The sequence below is a fragment of the Campylobacter concisus genome (assembly GCF_003048775.2).
GTDB lineage: Bacteria > Campylobacterota > Campylobacteria > Campylobacterales > Campylobacteraceae > Campylobacter_A > Campylobacter_A concisus_I.
Window position 1 is genome coordinate 1,021,503 of sequence record NZ_CP049272.1, and the last position, 19,889, is coordinate 1,041,391.

Here is a 19,889-nt window from a genome sequence, read left to right on the forward strand (position 1 = left end):
ACCTTATTCTTTATCTTTACTCATAGAAGCTATAACAGCGTGAGCTGCTATGCCAATGCCTGTAAGAGCTAAAATTCCGATGCCAACTTTATCGCTGATATTATCAGCTCCAAGACCTAAAACAGTATCAAAGAGTCTATCTGCCATAGGCTCTTCAAATGGTCCCATCGTATCCCAGAAGTCTGGCTCTGAGCAGCCTATACAGCCGTGACCTGCTTGAACTGGCCATGATGTGTGCTGGTTAAATCTCTCGCGTGAGCAGTTATTAAATGTATATGGACCTTTGCAACCTACTTTGTATAAGCAGTAGCCATTTTTTGCACCTTCATCACCGAAATTTTGGACAAACTCGCCAGCGTCAAAGTGACCACGTCTTTCGCAAAGATCGTGAATTCTTAAACCATAAGCCCATTTTGGTCTATTGTAAACATCAAGTGCTGGAAGTGTGCCAAAAAGCAAGAAGTGAAGCACGTTGCCAACGATATTTTTCTCACTTGGTGGACAGCCCGCAACATTAATAACTGGCTTATCAGTTACCTTTGAAAGTCCCACTGAATTTGATGGATTTGGCCTTGCAGCTTGAATGCCACCAAAGCTAGAACAGGTGCCGATCGCAAAGATAGCAGCTGCGTCTTTTGAAGCATTTACAGCATGAGTTTTACCTGTTGTGCCACGAGGTCCAACAGTTAGAAAATTTTCAGTCGCACCAGTTGGGATACCGCCCTCAACTAGCAGGATGTATCTGCCTTTGTATTTTTCGATTGCACTCTCTAAATTTTCTTCAGCCTGCCAACCAGAAGCTGCCATGATAGTTTCGTGGTATTCAAGGCTTATGTAGTCAAATATAAGACTATCTATGCTTGGAGCATCGGTTCTTAGTAAGCTCTCGCTACAGCCTGTGCATTCTGCCATATGAAGCCATATCACAGGAAGCCTATCGCTAAGCTCAGCAGCACGAGCAACCATCGGTGTCATCGCACTTGGTAGAGCCATAAAAGCTGTCATCGCACCAGCCCACTTCATAAAATCACGCCTCGTAAAGCCCTTCTCTTTTAAAAGCTGCGCAATACTCGAGTCGCTTTTCATCTTAGGCAACGCACTAAGCTCACTTAAGCGTCTATCTATCTTTTGACGCAAGTCATTATTCATATAAGCTCCTTTGCTTGAAAATTTTGCTTTTGTTAATAATATCTTTGTTTAAAGAAGTAAAAAATTATTTTATAAAATTAATATTTGTAATTAAATAAATTTTAACTAAAAAATTTAAAATCCCTTTTTTGCGATATATTTTCAAAATATAAAAAATAATATTTTGAGAAATTCTATTTTGTTTTGATGAATTTTCAATATTTTAAGCATATTATTCTGAAAGTAAATATCAACTATAATTCTTAATGATTTTTAAAAATTTAGCATATTTAAGACGAGAGAAATTTTTGAGATAAAAATTTTTAAAAGCCCAAATGGATGAAATTTAGGCTTTTAAAGTTGCATTAAAATGGCCAGATAGCTTCCATAAGCCTTGTACCCCAAGGTTTTTTGGTAGATTTGTCTAGCTCGCCCTCTGTTTTATACAAAATTTTAGCGTCAGCTATATATTTTGAGTCGATTTCGTTATTTTGTGAGATGTCGTAAGGTCTGATGACACCACTTACTTGCATGATCTGCTTTTCGCCGTTTATAAGTAGCTCGCGGCTACCTTCTATGAAATAGTTGCCGTTATTTAGTATTTTTATGATCCTGGCTGAAATGGTTGCGGTAAATTTCTCGCTTCTATTGCTCGTGCCACTTCCTGTAAATTTATTGCCACCGCCTGCTTTAAAGCCGATATCGCCGTATTTGTTTAGATTATCAGCTATATTTGAAAGTGGAGCAGCTCCAGCCGTAAACACACCGCCACCAAGCGAGATAGTGCTATCTTTATTTGTACTTTTACTTCCAGTTGAAGTTTGGCTTGCATTTTCTGAGATAACGATAGTCACGATATCATTTACATTCATCGCTTTTCTATCTGAAAAAAGAGGATTTTCGCCCTTGCCAAAGAGGCTGCCGGCGTTGCTTTGTCCAGTGCCACTATCTTTTGAAGGGAGTTGCTCGACATAAACTGGGGGTTTCATATTGATATGAGGATCAGCACTTGGTGTGCAGCCAGTGCAAATAATGCCCGCAGACAAGACGAGCCAAATCGTTTTATGATTCATAAAAAATGCCTTAAAATAAGTATCTTTGTGCTAAAATTAAGCAATTTAAGTTCCTAAAAAGGTCGCAAATGAAAAGTTGTTACGTTTTTACAGACAAAAATTTAGCACAACTGCAAGAAATTATAGCTACAAAATTCAAAAAAGTTGAGATTTTTAAGATAATCCCAGATGAAAACGATAAAAATAACTTAATAAATTCAAATGAAAAAGAGTTTTTTCTAAAATTTATAGATAAATTTGAAGAGTTAAAAGCCAAAAGCGACTTTGTCATAGTTCTTGGCTGTGAGAGCTTTAGTGTCTTTGGCAAAAGCGAGCTAAATTTAAAGCTAGCAAGAAATTTAAACGCTCCAATTTTTGACGAAAACGCAAGCGAGCTAAAAGCGCTAAATCCAAACTCAAAGCTTCTAATCACCGATAAATTTGATGAAATTTTGAGCTACAAAGCTGACATCATCACACCATTTAAATTTCAAAGCTTGCTTCTAAAAAGAGCTAAAGCGGCAAACAAGACCGTCGTTTTGCCTGAAAGTGACGATGAGAGAATTTTAAAAGCGGCTCATATCGTACTAGAAAAAGACGCGGCAAATATCATATTGCTAGGACTTGAAAATGAAATTTTAAAAAAAGCGGCCGCTTGTGGGCTAAATCTAAGCAAAGCCAAAGTGATCAATCCAGAACAAAATGAGCTGACAGATGAATTTGCAAAGAAAATTTATGAGCTAAGAAAACATAAAGGCGTTGATGAAGCCAAGGCAAACGCGCTTGCAAAAGATAAAATTTACTTTGCTACGATGCTAATTCACGAAGGCTTAGCCGATGCCTTGGTAAGTGGCGCTACGATGAGCACGGCTGATACGATCCGCCCAGCTTTGCAGATCATAAAAACAAAGCCAAATGTAAGTGTGGTAAGTGGGGCATTTTTCATGGCACTTGAAGAGGAAATTTTACTCTTTGCCGACTGCGCCGTCACGCCAAATCCAAGCGCAGATGAGCTAGCTAGCATCACGCTAAGCAGCGCTCAAACGGCAAGTGCTTTTGGACTTAGCCCAAAGATCGCCGTGCTAAGCTACTCTACGGCTGATAGTGGAAGTGGGCCCGATGTGGAATTTATAAAAGAAGCTGCCAAAAAGGCGAGCGAGCTTGATGCAAATTTAAAGATCGCAGCGCCAATTCAGTTTGACGCAGCAGTTGATCTAAGCGTGGCTAGTAAAAAGATGCCAAACTCAGAGGTTGCTGGGCATGCAAATGTCTTTATCTTTCCAAATTTAAACTGCGGAAACATCTGCTATAAAGCGGTTCAGCGAAGCGCAAACGCTCTAGCCGTGGGTCCGATACTTCAAGGGCTAAAAAAGCCAGTTAATGACCTAAGCCGCGGTTGCCTCGTTGAAGACGTGGTAAATACTATCTTAATCAGCGCCATACAAGCAGGAGAATAATATGAGAATTTTGGTTTTAAACTCGGGTAGTAGCTCAATAAAATTTCAACTTTTTGCAATGGATACCAAAACCAGTCTAGCAAGCGGTCTAGTCGAGCAAATCGGTAGCTCCAGCTCAAGAGCGGTACTAAAAGCAAATGGCGAAACCTACGAGATAAAACGCTTCATAAAAGACCACCATGACGGACTTGAGGCGATGAACGAGCTCTTTGTCACTTCACACACCTTGCACGATCTAAGCGAACTTGATGGTATCGGACACAGGATAGTTCACGGCGGCGAGAGCTTTTTTAGCTCAATGATCGTTGATGATAGTGTCATCAAAAAGATCGAGGAGATAAGTCCGCTTGCCCCACTTCACAATCCAGGGCACCTTGCTGGCATTAAAAACGCGATGAAAGAGAGCAAAAATGTGCCTCACGTGGTCGTTTTTGACACGATATTTCATCAAAGCATGCCAGAGTACGCCTACCGCTACGCCCTACCCTATGACGTTTGCAAGACTCATCACATCAGAAAATACGGCTTTCATGGCACATCACATAGATATGTTTGCAAGCAAGCAGCCAAAATGCTTGGCATAGAATTTGATAAATTTAACGCTATCTCACTTCATCTAGGTAACGGCGCCTCAGCCTGTGCGGTACAAAACGGCAAAAGTATCGATACCTCGATGGGGCTTAGCCCACTTGAAGGACTCATAATGGGTACAAGAAGCGGTGATATGGATCCAGCTGTGGTCATTTACTTGCTAAATATCGGCGTTTTAAAGTGGAACGAGATCGATAACTTTTTAAACAAAAAAAGCGGACTTTTTGGAATTTGTGGCTCAAGTGACATGAGAGAGGTTGTGGCTAAAATGCAAAATGACGAGCGAGCAAAGCTTGCATTTGAGATGTTTTGCTACCGAGTAAAAAAATATATTGGCTCATATTACGCCATTTTAGGACGCGTTGATGCACTTATATTTACTGGCGGTATCGGCGAAAACGCACCAAATACAAGGCAAAAAATTTGTGATGAATTAAAACATCTTGGCATTCACATAAATCACGATCTAAATTTCCAAGACATGCGAGGCGAGAGATGCATAGACGGGGATGATGCTAAGATAAAAACACTCATCATCCCAACAAACGAAGAGCTAGAAATCGCGATAGAAACGGCTAGAGTAATAAAAGAGAGCAAAGCCAAATAAATAGATATTTAAAATAAAATGATTAATTTGTGTTTTGCCAAACTCAACATATAAATTTTAAGTCTAGCTCGTTTTAAAATAGAATTAGCATTTTTAGGCTACGAGATAAAAAGCTTTTGCGATTTTAAGCTCGCAAAAGCTTGCAATCAATTTTTCTTAAAAAATCTCAAAATTTTTGCTTGGAGTTTAAACTGATCTGAAAGCTCCATTATTGGATAAGCTCCGGCGTATTTTTTGCCACCAGGCAGATCTTTGCTAACACCACCACGTGCTGCTATCTGTGCGAAGTCACCCACTTTTACATGACCAGCCGAGCCGCTTTGTCCGCCCATAACGACGTTTCTGCCTAGCACTGTTGAGCCAGCAAGGCCAGTTTGTGAGACGATGAGGCAGCCATTTCCAAGCTCGCAGTTATGGCCTATTTGAACGAGATTATCTATCTTTGTGTAGTTTGCGATCATCGTGCTTTCAAAGACGCCACGATCTATCGTCGTGCAAGCACCGATCTCGACAAAATCACCCAAAACTACGTTGCCATTGTGGTAAATTTTTACATGCTCGCCAGTTTTTGTATGTGCATAGCCAAAGCCATCGCTTCCGATCACACAGTTTGCCAGTAGGTGGCACTCGTTACCGATGACGCAGTCGTTGTAGATGACGACATTTGGATGGATGATGCAGTTTTTACCGATAGTTACGTTATCGCCCAAAAATGCCCCAGCCATGACTACCGTATTTTCGCCCACGCTCACATTTGAGCCTACATAGACATTTGGCATTATCTTTGCACTCTTGGCGATATTTGATGGCTTTGGCTCACAAAAAAGTGGCTTAGCATAATCTTTACTAAGCAAGGCAAATGCAAGGTGCGGGTTATCACACACAAGTGCGACCATGCCAGCTGGCACCAAGCCTAAAAGCGATTTTGTCACCAATATGGCTCCAGCATTTGAAGTGCTTATAAATTTGGCATTCTTCTCGCCATCACAGTATGTTAGCTCGGCCTTATTTGCATTTTTTAAAGAATTTAGAGCAAAAATTTCAAGATCTTCTCCGCTAAAAGTAGCATTTACTTTTGAGGCTATTTCACTTAGTTTCATCATATATCCATTATCACAGATCCGCCGCGCACGACATCAACTGGGTTAAATTTCTTTATCGATTTTAAAAAGTTCTCTATCCTACTCGCATCGTCAGCCACCATGACAACGATGTAGTTTTCGTTTGTATTTGTAACGATACCGTTATACGACTTTAGTATCGCCTCAAGACCGGCAAAATTTTCACCAAGTGGGATTTTCACAAGAGCCATCTCTTTTTCGACAAATTCGCCACTTTCTATGACTTTATACGTTGGGATGAGCTTATGAAGCTGTTTTACGATCTGCTCTAAAACTCTCTCGTCGCCACTTGTTACGATACTTAGCCTTGAGAAGTTGCTCTCAGGTATCGGAGCAACGGTGAGCGTATCGATGTTGTAGCCCCTGCCCGCAAAAAGCCCAGAAATTCTAGCCAAAACGCCGTGTTCATTTAAAACTATAACCGAAATCGTTCTTCTGATACTCATTTTTCTTCCTTGCTCTTTAATATCATATTATAAATCGCAGCTCCAGCTGGAACCATAGGAAGCACATCCTCAAAGCGGTCGATCCTAACGTCGATCATCGCTGATTTTTTGCTATCGATCGCCTCTTTTAAAGCCTTTCTAAACTCATCCTTGCTCTTGCAAACAAAGCCAATTCCGCCAAATCCTTCAGCTATCTTTACAAAATCAGGCTGCAAGCTAAGATCAGTCGATGAGTAGCGTTTTTCATAAAAAAATGTCTGCCACTGACGAACCATACCTAAGAAGTTGTTGTTTAAAATGATGTTTATAACTGGCATATTTATCTCATGAGCAGTCATTAACTCTTGGATATTCATAAGTATTGAGCCATCACCTGTAAAATTTATAACAAGATTTTCTGGTTTTGCACATTTTGCGCCGATCGCTGCAGGGAGGCCAAATCCCATTGTGCCAAGTCCACCACTTGTGACAAGCTGTCTTGCTCGGTTAAACGGATAAAACTGCGCCACCCACATTTGGTGCTGTCCGACGTCTGTTGAGATTATCGCATCAGCTCCTGCTATCTTTGCGGTCTCTTCGATGACCCATTGTGGCTTTAAGACCTTGTCGCTATCTGTGTAGCCAAGTGGATTTAACTTAGAATATCTATCTAAAATTTCTCTCCAAGGTGCGTAGTTTTCAGGCTTTGCATTGACTTCTTCATGAAGCTCAGTTAGCACGTTTGTAAGATCGCCAACGATTGGATAGTGAGCATTTATGATCTTTGAGATTGAGCTTGGATCGATATCGATGTGAATTATCTTTGCATGTTTGGCAAACTCATCCGTCCTGCCAGTGATCCTGTCACAAAATCTAGCTCCAAGCGAGATGAGAAGGTCGCACTCGCTAAGTGCCATATTTGAAGCGTAGCTGCCATGCATGCCCGCCATGCCTAAATTTAGCTCATCTTTTGCATCAAGCACTCCAAGAGCCATCAGCGTCTCAACCGCTGGGATGCCAGTTTTTTGCATAAATTTACGGATAATATCACTAGCTCCAGATGCGACCGCGCCACCACCGATGTATAGAAGCGGCCTTTTAGCTTCATTTATCGCAACTGCTGCTTTTTTTATCTGTTTTGAGTTGCCCTTATAGGTTGGCTTGTAGCTTGGGATAGAAATTTCCTTTGGATAGACAAAGTCACCAAGTCTTGATGTGATATTTTTTGGGATATCGATATGAACCGGTCCTGGACGGCCTGATCTTGCGATATAAAAGGCTTCTTTTATGATACGAGGTAGCTCTTCAACGCTATTAACTAAAAAGTTATGCTTAACACAGGGGCGTGAAATGCCGACCGCATCGATCTCTTGAAAAGCATCTGTACCGATCATAAATGTTGGCACCTGGCCGCTTATAAGCACGATTGGAATACTATCACTATAAGCTGTTGCAAGGCCAGTGACTGCATTTGTAAAGCCAGGGCCACTTGTCACAAAAGCAACGCCAACTTTACCACTAACCCTAGCGTATCCATCGGCCGCATGAACGGCTGCTTGCTCGTGGCGAACCAAAACGTGTTTAAAATAAGTCTGCTTGTATGTTTCGTCGTAGATATTTAAAGCTGCACCGCCAGGATAGCCAAAAACTATCTCAACGCCCTCTTCGTGCAAGGCCTCGCTTATCATCTGTGAACCAGAAATCTGTTTTATCATCACTTTAGCCTTTTGATAAATTTATCGCAGATTATATCCCAAAGCATTTTAAATCCATTTTAACTTTCTAGCGAAATTTAGGTATTGCTTTGATTTTCTTGAAAAATTTTTAACTAGCTTAGAAGAATAATACAAAATATTTTACATAAAATTAAACATATTATTTTTAGTAAAATTGATAAATTTAAGTGAGCAAAGACTATAAAATTTTAAGAGCTAAAACTCATTTGTATAAATTTTAGGCTTAATTTTTTAATTAAAATAAGCCTAAAATTTTGCTTCATTTTTTATATCATTTAGCTTTTTAACGGCTTCGTCAAAGTTATCAGAATTTATGAAAACATTAATATTTTCATTTTTCTTATAGACTTTATCGTAGTATTTTGTGAGTAAAATTTCAGCTACTTTAGCAATGTCATTTTCATTAAATTTAGCCACAGCTTCATCTCTAGCTTTTTTATCGATAAATGGTGAAATTTTCTTCATACACTCGTCAAAAAAAGCTTTATCCACACTTTTATAGTCATCTACTATACAAGAAATTCTTTTTTCTAAACTTGCACTTACTTCGACATTTATGCCACTACGCATTGCCTCATAAAGGCTCTTTGGCAAGCTTAATGAGCCTATCCTTCTGCTCTCACCCTCAATAAAGCAAATTTTATCTTCTAGCGTTATGAGCTTTTCAAATAACGCATCTTCAAAGCTTTTTTGACTTGGCTGCGCGCCATTTATCGCCCCAAAGACAGAGCCTAAATGATTTGCCATAGCTTCAAGGTCTATTGACGGGCTTAGAGTCCTTATTAGCTTACTTTTATAGCAGCCAGTATTGCCAAAAAGAGTGATAAATTTTGTGCTCAAAGGTCGATTTAGAAATTCTAAAACATGATTTCTATAAGCTTTATAGCCACTACTAAGCCTAAAAACTCTATATCCTATCATGCTAAGCACATAGCCAACAGAATTTGATCTAAGCCCACCTTTAGCGCAGTAGATACCAATAGCTGAACCAACCTTGGCTCTTTTATAAACCTCATCAATGATATTTTGTAAATTTTTGCAGATATATTTTGCGCCAAGACTCTTTGCTAGGAATCTATCGCTTTTATAGAGCGTGCCTACCTCTTTATGTTCTATGTCATTTAAAGCGTATAAATTTATGGCATCTTTTATGTGAGAATATAAAAATTCATGTGGCGATCTTGCGTCTATTAAAATTTCAAAAGAGCTTCTTTTCTCTAGCCACTGCTCTACATCAAGCTCAAATAACGGCACTAAATGCCTTTTTTAGTTTCTCAAAAAGTGGATGAAATGGTGTGCCATTTACTCTAACATCAGAGATGGTGGTTATAAAATTTGTATCTCCGCTCCACCTTGGCACAAGGTGATAATGCACATGCTCAGCTATCCCAGCTCCCGCTGCCTTGCCTAAATTCATACCTATATTTACGCCATTAGCATAAAGCTCTTTTTTTAAAATTTCAACTCCAAGCCTTACAAATTTACTCATCTCAAACCAAGTCTGCTCATCAAGCTCTTCGATCTTGTCGGTATGCTGATTTGGTATTATCATAAAATGCCCTGGAGAATACGGATATAAATTCATAATCCCAAAACAATGTTTAGCTCGAAAAAGCACACCATTTTTATCATCATCATCTGAGTTTATAACATCACAAAAAACACAGCTATCTTTTTTAGCGCTAAAGTATTCGCTTCTCCAAGGGGCACAAAGGTGCTGCATTACTCGCCCTCCTTTATCTTTTTGACGGCATTTTTTATATCATCTTGCCTCATAAAATGCTCTCCTATCAAGAAAGCATCTACGCCTATTTTACTTAGCTCTCTAAGCTGTTCATGCTCGTAAAGGCCACTTTCAGCAACTATTATCTTGCCATTTGGCAAAAGTGGTATGAGCTTCTCACAAAGGCTCATATCCATCGTAAAATCATCTAAATTTCTGTGATTTATACCTATTATATTTGCTCCTGCAAAGATAGCCTTTTTCACATCACTCGCGTCGTGAGTTTCAACCAAAACTTCAAGCCCTAAGTGATGAGCGTAGTCTAAAAGCTCTTTTAGCTCATTTTGAGTTAACGCTTTTGCGATGAGCAAGATAAAATCCGCCCCATAAACAAGAGCTTCAAGAATTTGATACTTATCAACGATAAAATCTTTTCTAAGGATCGGCCTTGATGCGTAGCGCCTAACTTGAGTGATATACTCGATGTTGCCTTTGAACCAATGTGGCTCAGTCAAGATACTAAAGGCATTTGAGTACTGCTCGTATTCTTGAGCTATTTTTATCGGCTCAAAATCCTCTCTTATCACGCCCCTACTTGGGCTTGCTTTTTTGATCTCAGCTATGATTTTTATAGGCTCATTTTGACTTGCTCTAAGTGCATTTAAAACATCTCTTGGCACGTATGGATTATACGCGAGCGAGCGACCAAGCCACTCCTCAGGGAAGTCTGCTTTTCTTTTTTCAAGATCATCTTTGGTTTTTTTAATTATCTCATCAAGTATCATTTTTTAAGCCTTTTGTTTAGATTTATTATACAGCGCTCTATTAGGTGCAAATGCTCTTTTGCCTCTTTTGAAGCTCTAAAATCAACATCTTTCATCGCGTGCTGCATAATGCTTTTTGCCTTTTTGCACTCACCAAGCTTAAAATATCCCCACGCTAGCGAATCCTCATAATAAGGCGACTCAGGCGAGATAGCAAGCGCCTTTTGCACAAGCTCTATACCCTTTCTAGGGTCAATATCATGATCTATCAGTAAGTAGCCATAATAGTTAAAAAACATATCATTTTCTAGCTTTGGCACGCTAGCTTCAAATTTATCTAAAATTTCAGACATTTTTTGTTCGTTCAAGTTGTCTTTATTCATCTCGTATTCGTAAATCGCGGCTTTTGCTAAAAAATTTAAATCCCTGCTATCGTTATAAATTTTAACAGCAAGTATATATGCATCACCAAAATTACTAGTTGCTGCATAAAGATCCATAAGTGCCACATCGTTGTAGCTATATTTTTTTAAAATTTCAATTGCTGCTTTGTAATTTTTATCATAGATAAAAAACTGCACGATCTTATCAATATACGAAGTATCGTGATTTAGCTCATAAAGCTCTTCAAAGAGCTCGATCACTTTTGGGAAATTTCTTTGCTGGGAGTAAATTTCAGCCAAAAGCTCGCAAGTCTTTAGCGTGCAGCCTTGTTCATCTCTAAATTTTTCAAGATATTTTGTAGCGTCTTTTATCTTATCCATGCGATTTATCAAAATATCAACGATACGGAGCAAATTTTCTTCTTCTTGCTTTAGCGAGTATGCCTCTTCAAAGTATTTTAGCGCAGTCGTTGTTTCATTTTGCATCATACAAATAGTGCCAAGCATGAGTAAATTTTGGGCATTTGGCTCTTTTGTGGCAAGCTCTTGCATTAAACTTTTAGCCTCATTTAGCTTTGAAAGATTTACTAAATTTGCCACCTTTATACGGATAAAATCGCTATCGTCTTTTAAGCTTTTTTCGCCTTCACTTATCAAAGCGTCTAAATTTTCATTTTTTGTAGCAAAGGCGAGTTTGATCGCCTCTTTTAAATAAGCTTTTTGATTCGTATCTTTAAAAATGTTTGAGTAAGCTTGAATGCTAGCATTCACATCTCCACTATCTTGAAACAATAAAGCCTGCATTAGACGTAAATTTATACTTTTATTATCGTCAGCCAAAAGTAGCTGCGAGTTAAAAAATACGCTCATAAAAAATACTAAAATTTTACGCCAATGCATTCTGCTTTTAGCTCCTTTAAATTTTTTTTAAAATAATTCCAAAACGGAAAAGTCCTACACTGCTGTGGCCTTAGCTCATAAACTGAGCAGTTTTTATTTTTTTCATCAAAAAATACACAAGCAAAGCCATCTTCATAAGGCTTCTCTTTTATGCTACACCTTAGCCCAACTCTTATTAAAAACTGCTTTTCAAACTCATCTTTACTCATATGAAATGCAGTGCAAAATTTTGAAATTTCTTCTTCATTTATCCAGATGTAGCCACTCTCTCCCGTGCAACACTTACCGCCGCAGCTCTCGCAAAAGCTGGCATCAAACTCATAGCTAAAGCCTTGCACTCTCACGTTAGCTCCTGATAATCAACGCTGTTTGTATCAGCTTTTTTAAAAATTTCAATCGCCTCTTTTGTATGCGAGCCATTTTCGCTCATCACTAAAGGCGGCAAAATTTTTAGCTTTGAGTTTGAATTATTTCTTACCTCAAATAAGGCTAAATTTGCTGGCTTATCAGCCTTTGTATGAATAAATTTTAGGCTTACTAAATTTAGTTTAAACTCTTTTAGACACATTGCGATCAGACTAAGATCATCAGGTGCGTAGCAAAAAAACGCCCTTTTGTGAGGCTTTAAATTTATGCTTATACCTCTTATAAAGTCTTTTAAACTTAAAGAGCTTGTGTATCTACTAGCTTTTATATGCTTATCTTCGCTCTGCTTTGCACCCTCGTGATAAAATGGCGGATTTGAGACGATGAGGTCAAATTTCTCACTATCTTTAAAATCTGCAAAATTAGCATTTATAATTTCTGCCTCCAAGCCGTTCTTACTGGCATTAAATTTAGAAATTCCACCATTTATTTGTAAGATATCAAGCAAGCTTAGGCTGGAATTTTTAAAGTCGCGTTTAAGCAGAAGCCCAAGTATCCCGCACCCTGAACCAACGTCTAAAATCCTGCCTGAAAAATTTTTCAAACTTGAGCTTATAAAATCATAAAGTACCAGCGTATCGCTGTTGTAGCGATAGCCACTTTTTAGCTGAGCCAAGATCATCTATAAACCTTGATGATAAAGCCACGCGTGACATCTTTTACGATCACTTCGGAGCTAAAGCTGATCCTTGCAAAATCGCCAAATTCTTCTTTTATAAGCTCGGCTGCTGCCTTTGCGCGCTCTTTACCAACGCCATAATTTACATAGTTATTTAGCCTGCCAAGATCATCTTTTTTGATGCTTTGCGCTACATTTGATGGGATGACAAAATTTTTCTTATCTACGATCGGAATTATCTCATAAAGGTAGTTTGAGTTAAATCTTTGCAAAAATTCGCTCACCTTATTCTTACACATCACGCTAATCTTATCTTTTGCGTCCATGTCATCACACTCAAGGCTAGAGATCAAAACTAGCTTTGTTGGCGTCTCTGGCTTAGTTGTCGCCTGCAAGATATTTTTTAAATTCACATTTTCATTTTCAAGCTCATCTTGTCTATTTAAATTTTGCTCGATATCTTTTTGAAGTTCGATGATTTTGGCATTTACTGGACTTCCTTTTGCGCTAGATGAGCTAAGTTCGTTTATTTTAGAATTTAACCTCTCAATCGTCTTATTGCTCTCATTTAACTTATGTTTTGCACTTTCAAGCTCATTTTGTAAGCTTAGTAAATTTTTACCACCGCTTTTATTACTATCAGCAAAAAGGGCCGACGTATCAGCTATCTTTTTTTGCAAAATATTTATTTGCTGGCGCAAAATTTCATAGTTTTGCATATCGATCTTTAGCGTTCTTTTTTGAGCTTCTAGCTCATTTTGCTTTGAAGCTAACATTTGACTAGTTTGTGTAAGATTATTTTCCAGCTCTTTTATCTTTTCATCTTTTAAATTTATCTTTGCACTTAAATTTTTTAATTCGCTGTCATTTAAACCAAGCTTTTGGGTCTGCAAAGAGATAGTTTGGTTTTGCTCAAACAAAGTTTTTAAAAATTTATTCGTCTTTGTATCAAGCGTCTTTAACTCATCTCGTGCATTTTTAAAGCTCTCTTCACTTAAATTTAGCTTTTTATTTAGCTCACTTAGACTTGCATTTGCATCTAAATTTTGCTTCTCTAGCTTTTTATTTATCAAATTTACTCGCTCAAGCTCTTTTTTAAGCGAATTTATATTTTCATTTGCGAGTTTATTTTCCTGCTCGCTTTTAAGATTTTTTTCTTTTAAATCATTAAAACTTTTATGAAGTGCCGCAAGAGAGGCATTTAGCTCTAAATTTTTACCATTATAGTTTTCAACTGCCAAATCTTTTGAGTTTAAATTTTTCTTTATCTCATCAAGCTCATAAATTCTGTCTTTTAAGGCAGTCTTGCTTGACTCAAGAGCCTCCTCAAGATCAATTATCTTATTTGCCTTTTTTGAAAGCTCATCCTCCATAACGCTTTTTTGCGTTTCAAAGCCATCAGTTAGTGCATTTATCTCTTTTTCATAGCTAAATTTTTGTGTCTTAGCGTCATTTTTTGCTCGCTCGATCTCCTCTTTTAAAAGCAAAATTTCTTTTTTTTCGTTTTTATCTTTTTCATTTTGAGTATTTTCATACTCTTTTATTAGCGCATCTTTTTGAGCCAGTGTCGTATTTAGCTCTATATTTTGCTCTTTTAAAGCTGTGTAATTTGCCTCAGCTGCCTCTTTAAATTTAGCAAAATTTGCTTCGATATCTTTTACCTTACTTTCATCGCCATTTTTTGCCTCATTTATCGCATTTTCAAGGTCTATTATCTTTTTTTCATAGGCTTTTGAGCTCTCTATCATATCAGCTTGAGCTTCATTTAGCCGTTTTGTGAGAGTTTGTATATTTTCAAAGTGTTGTGCTTCAAGCTCGCCAAGCGTCTTTTGGTTTTTCTCAACTATCTCATTTTTTTCATTTTTGATATTTTTTTTCATCTCTGAAATTTTGCTTATAAAGTCTAAATTTTTCTCGCTGATATCGACATTATCAGTAGCTAAAATTTTATTTTTTTTACTTAGCTCACGAACTTGCTCCTGAAGTTCGTTTACATCATTTGATAAATTTTGATCGTTCATTTCAGTAAAATTTTGGATATAGCTTTTTGGAGTTATATATCCGCCATATTCGTAAAGATCGTCTTTGCTGATGTATTTTTGTCTCTCTTCTTCTGGCAAATTATCAAAATTTATAGAATAAATCGTTTGATTAGTATCTTTTAGCGTCTCATCTTCTTTTGGAGATTTAAAAAACGATAGGCAAAAGCCAACTATCAAACAAAAAATAGCTAGTAAAATTTTATTTATCAAGCTTATGCCTTGCCCTTTAAAATGTCTTTTATGACGTGATGAGCGTGATTTAGAGCAACGACTATTGAGCCGCCATTTTTTAGCACGATATCACCGCCCACATAAAGTCCTGGCACGCTACTTTGGTAGCTACTATCAACTATTGGAGTGCCTTTTTCATCAATTTTTATCTGACATTTTTGTAAAAAATCAACCGGACTTGAGCCACCTATTGCATAGACAACTCTGTCATAAACGCGAATTTTGCCATTTTCATAATGCACTCTAACTTTGCCTGATTCGTTATCTATCTCTTTTATATCGTGATTTAGCCTAACTTTTATCTTGCCGTGCTTTTCTAGCTCCCAAAGTGCGCTTAAATTTGTCTCATTTACGCGGCTAAAATTATCTTTTCTATAAGCGATTGTGGTTTTATTGTATTGGCAAAGCTCGATCGCATACTCAACCGCTGAGTTTCCGCCACCTACAACAAGCACCTTTTCGCCGTTTGTGCAGCTATCAAGGTTAAAATTTACAACCGCGTTTAGTGAAGGTGGGATTTTATAATCAGGCTTATTTGGTCGTCCCATTTTGCCAATTGATATCATTACATTTTTAGCTTCATAGACGGCTTTTGAGGTAGTTACTTTAAAAATTTCTCCATCTTTTTTTACACTCTCTACTTCAGAGTTAAAAAAAGCTTCAATCTTTTCAGTATCAAGCAGCTTGTCAAAATAATCAAGCGTGCTCTCTTTCGTGCCATCCTCAAATGAAACTACACCATGTATCGTGCTATCTTGCCCTTTATACTCTTTATCTACGCGTTTATTATCTTTATAAAATTTTCTTATCGTTTGGCTGTGATTATCGCCTTTTTCAAGAAGCAAAACGTTGTTTAAGCCATTTCTTTTTGCCTCAACTACGCTAGCAATTCCACAGGGTCCGCCACCAACAACAATTAGATCATAAACATTCACCATCTTTTTCTCCAAATTTTATAAATTTTAAGCTTTTTTAACCAGATCAGCCATCAAAAAAGCAAGCTCAAGTGCCTGATCAGCATTTAGTCTTGGATCGCACTGCGTCTCATATCTCTCTTTTAGCGAGCTTTCAGTGATGTTTAGCGCGCCGCCGGTACACTCTGTCACATCTTTACCAGTCATCTCAAGATGCACGCCACCTGCTCTTGTGCCCTCAGCTTTATGAATTTCAAAAAAGCTTCTAACCTCGCTTAAAATTTTACTAAATTCACGAGTTTTGTAGTTATTTGAGGCCTTAACAGTGTTGCCATGCATCGGATCGATACTATAAACGATATTTAGCCCCTCGCGTTTTAACTCTCTTAAAATTTTTGGTAAATTTTCACCGATTTTATCTGCACCCATTCTGATTATCACATTTAGTCTGCCAGCTTCATTTTCTGGATTTAGTTTATTTGCAAGTGCGACGACATCTTCAGCCTTTGCACTTGGTCCGATCTTTACGCCGATAGGATTTTTCACACCACTTAAAAAATGTACGTGAGCGTCATTTATACCACGCGTTCTTTCGCCTATCCAAAGCATATGAGCCGAGCAGTCGTACCACTCACCGCTAAGACTATCAACCCTAGTCAATGCCTCCTCATAAGGTAGCAAAAGTGCCTCGTGAGATGTATAAACCGCGGTTTGATTTATGACTGGCGTATTTGCTGAAGTGATGCCACAAGCTGCCATAAATGAAAGCGTCTTTGTTAATTCATCAGCTAGTTTTGCGTATTTCTCGCCGATCTCTGGCTTTTTAACAAAGCCTAAATTCCACTTATGCACTTGATGAAGGTCGGCCAAACCACCTCTTGAAAAGGCTCTAAGTAAGTTCATCGTAGATGCGCTTTGATAATATGCCTCTATCATGCGTTTTGGATCAGGCACTCTTGCCTTTTCGTCAAATTCAAAGCCATTTATGATGTCGCCTCTATAGCTTGGAAGCTTAATGCCATTTACCTCTTCAAAATCGCTACTTCTAGGCTTTGCAAACTGCCCTGCCACGCGGCCCACTTTGACCACTGGATAGCCACCAGCAAAGGTTAAAACTATCGCCATTTGAAGTAAAACCTTAAACATATCTCTGATGTTGTTTGCATTAAAATTTGTAAAGCTCTCAGCGCAGTCGCCACCTTGAAGCAAAAATGCCTCGCCATTACAAACTTTTGCAAGTTCTTCTTTTAAACTTCTAGCCTCGCCAGCAAAGACCAAAGGAGGAAGCGATTTTAATTTTTCTTCGACCTCTTTAAGCTCTTTTAAATCTGGGTATTTTGGTTGTTGCAAGATATTAAATTCTCTCCAGCTATCGCGGTTCCAAGTCATTTATTTTCCTATCTTTTTTGCCTTAAATTAGACGCTGATTATATCACGGCAAACTTAAAAAATAAAAGCCATTAATGGGCTATTAAAGATATTTTGCCTACAATCGCTACTTTAAATTTACCCAAAAAGGAGCAGAATTTTTTCATGATAAAAGGCATATTTTATTCGCTTTTGGCATCTGTTTTGTTTAACTGCATCTACTACATGTCAGTGCTCATGAACCCCATCAGCACGCAAGCTCTTATTGGATACCGCATGATCTTTGCCATGCCTTTTGTCATCGCCGCCATTTTTTTGTTAAAACAGCAGCGAAATTTCAAATTTTTACTTCTAAAAATAAAGCTAAAACCTAAAATTTTACTAGTTTTGCTTGCTACCTCGCTCATTGTCTCATTTCAGATGTGGCTCTATCTCTGGGCTCCAAGTAACGGCGCAGCGCTAAAAGTCTCGATAGGCTACCTCATCATGCCAATAGTCATGGTCCTTTTTGGACGGATATTTTTCAAAGAGCACCTCTCAAAAATAAAGTTAGCATCGATATTTTTCGCTGCCATTGGCGTCTTTAGCACAGCGGTCATAAGCGGTGGCATCTCGTGGGAGAGCGCTGTAGTTTTTTGCCTTTATCCAGTCTATTTTGCCATTAGAAAGTACTACAACCTTGCAAATTTCTCAAGCTTTGTTATCGAGATAATTTTTATGTTTTTATTCTCATTTTATTTTGCGCTCACAGCCGATATGGACTACGTAATGAGCCAAAATCCAAACATCTACTATCTGCTCATCTTGCTTGGTGCTATCAGCGGCATAGCCCTCATCGCCCAGATCCTCTCAAGCACGCTCGTGCCGATAAATGTACTAGGTTTGCTTACATATTTTGAGCCTATAATGATGCTTTTTGTCTCATTTGCCATCGGCGAGAGACTGGAGAAAAGCTCATACTTTTTAATGATCTGCCTAGCCATCTCTGTCACACTTTTGATGATAGATAGTATAAATTCTATAAAAGGCGACAAAAATACCAAGACTAAATGAGAGCCAAAAAGGCGTTATTCTCGCGCTTAGCGCCTTTTTTATGTGGGGGTTTTTGGCGGTTTATTTCAACCTCTTTAGCAAAGATATCGATGCTTATGAAATTTTAGCCCACAGAGTCATTTGGTCATTTTTCTTAATGGCTGGAGTGCTTTATTTTAGTGGCAAAATGGGCGAAATTTTTACTTTACTTAAAGATATTCGTTCGCTAAAAACCTTATTTTTGAGTGGTATATTTATCACCACAAACTGGGGCGTTTATGTATATGCAGTTAGCAATGGCAAAATTTTGGACACAAGCCTGGGCTATTTTATAAATCCACTAATAAGTATGCTTCTTGGTGTTATCATCTTTAAAGAAAGGCTAAATAAAAGCGGAATTTTAGCCATTTGTATAGTCGTTTTAGCCATTAGTGTACAAATTTATGCCCAAGGTGGATTGCCATTAGTTTCCATTATCTTGCCACTTTCATTTGGATTTTACGCAGCAGTTAGAAAGATGGCAAAGATTAGCGCATTTAACGGGCTTTTTATAGAGACATTTTTTATGTTCCCATTTGCACTTGCTTACGTCCTTTACATAGCATTTTTAGATAAAAGCCACTTTGGACTAAATGAAGACTCACTTTTAATGATCGCTTCAAGTATCGTAACCATCGTGCCACTTGTCGCATTTAACGCAGCCGCAACAAGGATAAATTTAACAACGATTGGCTACTTGCAATACATCTCGCCGACCATCGCGATCCTTTGTGCGGTCTTCATTTACGGCGAAAATTTAGACGGCTATAAGGTCATCTCGTTTTGTATGATCTGGCTGGCACTTGCGATAATTAGCATAGATAAATTTAGAAAAAGGAGTAAAAATGAATAGCGTGACGATTTATTTGCTACTTGCGTTTTTTGCAGCGCTTATTTTATATTTTCAGATACAAAAACTAACCAGAAAGCTCGACGAAGAGGGAGCGGTTCCAGCTTATCAAAAGGCCGCACAGGAGGTTTTAGAAAATTTAAGCAATGCTGAGAAATATCCAAAATTTTGCAACGTAATATTTAAAAAAATAAACGCCTTAAGGCAAGATATTTTATTTGAAGATGCGCTAAATAGTGAGTCTGATAAAGATAAAGCGTTAGATGCTCTAGAGCAAATAAGAGAAAAATTAGAAACTTTATCAAAGCAAGAAAACTTAAGCTGGGAGAGCGAACTCTTTGCGATCTTGGACGAGCTAGATGGCTTTATAAAGATAAATTTCAAAAACGGCGAAGATAGAGCAGAGGAGTTAAGAGAGGAACTAAAGAGAGAATTTGATGGGTTGTGATATCAACTCAAATAAATTTTATATTTAAGGGAA

19 protein-coding genes are annotated in these 19,889 nt (G+C 38.0%); 5 read left to right on the forward strand and 14 right to left on the reverse strand.

The annotated features are described in order from the left end of the window. Positions 1-3: 3 nt before the first annotated feature. Together CVT17_RS05085 and flgH are read right to left on the reverse strand one after the other, a co-directional pair. Complete coding sequence (locus CVT17_RS05085) at positions 4-1,149, reverse strand: hydrogenase small subunit (protein ID WP_107858738.1); 1,146 nt, start codon at positions 1,147-1,149, stop codon at positions 4-6. 344 nt (positions 1,150-1,493) lie between these two features. Next, positions 1,494-2,201, reverse strand: a complete 708-nt coding sequence (gene flgH / locus CVT17_RS05090; protein ID WP_072594280.1) for a flagellar basal body L-ring protein FlgH — start codon at positions 2,199-2,201, stop codon at positions 1,494-1,496. Positions 2,202-2,269: 68 nt separating this feature from the next. Between flgH and pta the strand changes: the two genes are divergently transcribed. Then, complete coding sequence (pta, locus tag CVT17_RS05095) at positions 2,270-3,637, forward strand: phosphate acetyltransferase (protein ID WP_107858737.1); 1,368 nt, start codon at positions 2,270-2,272, stop codon at positions 3,635-3,637. A 1-nt stretch (position 3,638) separates the two neighbouring features. Next, positions 3,639-4,835: an acetate kinase gene (locus CVT17_RS05100; RefSeq protein WP_107858736.1), complete on the forward strand. Its 1,197-nt coding sequence runs from the start codon at positions 3,639-3,641 to the stop codon at positions 4,833-4,835. A gap of 146 nt (positions 4,836-4,981) precedes the next feature. Here CVT17_RS05100 and lpxD read toward each other — a convergent pair whose 3' ends face one another. From lpxD to CVT17_RS05160, 12 genes are all read right to left on the reverse strand, one after another. Then, complete coding sequence (gene lpxD / locus CVT17_RS05105; protein ID WP_107770316.1) at positions 4,982-5,935, reverse strand: UDP-3-O-(3-hydroxymyristoyl)glucosamine N-acyltransferase; 954 nt, start codon at positions 5,933-5,935, stop codon at positions 4,982-4,984. Further along, a complete protein-coding gene (gene ilvN, locus CVT17_RS05110) occupies positions 5,935-6,396 on the reverse strand; it encodes an acetolactate synthase small subunit (RefSeq protein ID WP_223154493.1) in 462 nt (153 codons plus the stop codon). Before ilvN ends, lpxD begins: the two co-directional genes overlap by 1 nt. A 2-nt stretch (positions 6,397-6,398) precedes the next feature. Further along, positions 6,399-8,093, reverse strand: coding sequence for an acetolactate synthase large subunit (locus tag CVT17_RS05115; protein ID WP_230853328.1), 1,695 nt, complete (start codon positions 8,091-8,093; stop codon positions 6,399-6,401). A gap of 270 nt (positions 8,094-8,363) precedes the next feature. Next, positions 8,364-9,371, reverse strand: a complete 1,008-nt coding sequence (mnmH, locus tag CVT17_RS05120; protein ID WP_107770314.1) for a tRNA 2-selenouridine(34) synthase MnmH — start codon at positions 9,369-9,371, stop codon at positions 8,364-8,366. Further along, positions 9,358-9,840 (reverse strand): HIT family protein, encoded by a 483-nt coding sequence (locus CVT17_RS05125; protein WP_021091390.1) that lies wholly within the window; start codon positions 9,838-9,840, stop codon positions 9,358-9,360. The genes mnmH and CVT17_RS05125 overlap by 14 nt, the downstream gene beginning before the upstream one ends. Further along, a complete protein-coding gene (gene trpC, locus CVT17_RS05130) occupies positions 9,840-10,625 on the reverse strand; it encodes an indole-3-glycerol phosphate synthase TrpC (RefSeq protein WP_107770313.1) in 786 nt (261 codons plus the stop codon). The genes CVT17_RS05125 and trpC overlap by 1 nt, the downstream gene beginning before the upstream one ends. Then, entirely contained in the window at positions 10,622-11,887 is a 1,266-nt protein-coding gene (locus CVT17_RS05135; RefSeq protein WP_107858735.1) for a tetratricopeptide repeat protein, read from the reverse strand. The genes trpC and CVT17_RS05135 overlap by 4 nt, the downstream gene beginning before the upstream one ends. Next, positions 11,866-12,231, reverse strand: a complete 366-nt coding sequence (locus CVT17_RS05140) for a YkgJ family cysteine cluster protein (RefSeq protein WP_021091298.1) — start codon at positions 12,229-12,231, stop codon at positions 11,866-11,868. Before CVT17_RS05140 ends, CVT17_RS05135 begins: the two co-directional genes overlap by 22 nt. After that, positions 12,228-12,935 carry a tRNA1(Val) (adenine(37)-N6)-methyltransferase gene (locus CVT17_RS05145; protein WP_107858734.1) on the reverse strand — a complete coding sequence of 236 codons (708 nt, stop codon included), beginning with the start codon at positions 12,933-12,935 and terminating at the stop codon, positions 12,228-12,230. Before CVT17_RS05145 ends, CVT17_RS05140 begins: the two co-directional genes overlap by 4 nt. Beyond that, a complete protein-coding gene (locus tag CVT17_RS05150) occupies positions 12,932-15,184 on the reverse strand; it encodes a vesicular transport factor Uso1p (protein ID WP_107770310.1) in 2,253 nt (750 codons plus the stop codon). The genes CVT17_RS05145 and CVT17_RS05150 overlap by 4 nt, the downstream gene beginning before the upstream one ends. Before the next feature lie 2 nt (positions 15,185-15,186). After that, positions 15,187-16,143 carry an NAD(P)/FAD-dependent oxidoreductase gene (locus tag CVT17_RS05155; protein ID WP_107770309.1) on the reverse strand — a complete coding sequence of 319 codons (957 nt, stop codon included), beginning with the start codon at positions 16,141-16,143 and terminating at the stop codon, positions 15,187-15,189. 24 nt (positions 16,144-16,167) lie between these two features. Beyond that, positions 16,168-17,508, reverse strand: a complete 1,341-nt coding sequence (locus CVT17_RS05160; RefSeq protein WP_107858733.1) for a class II 3-deoxy-7-phosphoheptulonate synthase — start codon at positions 17,506-17,508, stop codon at positions 16,168-16,170. A 144-nt stretch (positions 17,509-17,652) separates the two neighbouring features. On the opposite strand from CVT17_RS05160, the gene rarD (CVT17_RS05165) reads away from it, so the two are divergent. The 3 genes from rarD (CVT17_RS05165) to CVT17_RS05175 are packed head-to-tail and all read left to right on the forward strand — an operon-like array spanning position 17,653 to position 19,856. Next, entirely contained in the window at positions 17,653-18,540 is an 888-nt protein-coding gene (rarD, locus tag CVT17_RS05165) for an EamA family transporter RarD (protein WP_107858732.1), read from the forward strand. A 16-nt stretch (positions 18,541-18,556) separates the two neighbouring features. Beyond that, positions 18,557-19,411, forward strand: a complete 855-nt coding sequence (rarD, locus tag CVT17_RS05170; RefSeq protein ID WP_269059515.1) for an EamA family transporter RarD — start codon at positions 18,557-18,559, stop codon at positions 19,409-19,411. Next, complete coding sequence (locus CVT17_RS05175) at positions 19,404-19,856, forward strand: aryl-sulfate sulfotransferase (RefSeq protein ID WP_107858730.1); 453 nt, start codon at positions 19,404-19,406, stop codon at positions 19,854-19,856. The genes rarD (CVT17_RS05170) and CVT17_RS05175 overlap by 8 nt, the downstream gene beginning before the upstream one ends. Positions 19,857-19,889: the final 33 nt, after the last annotated feature.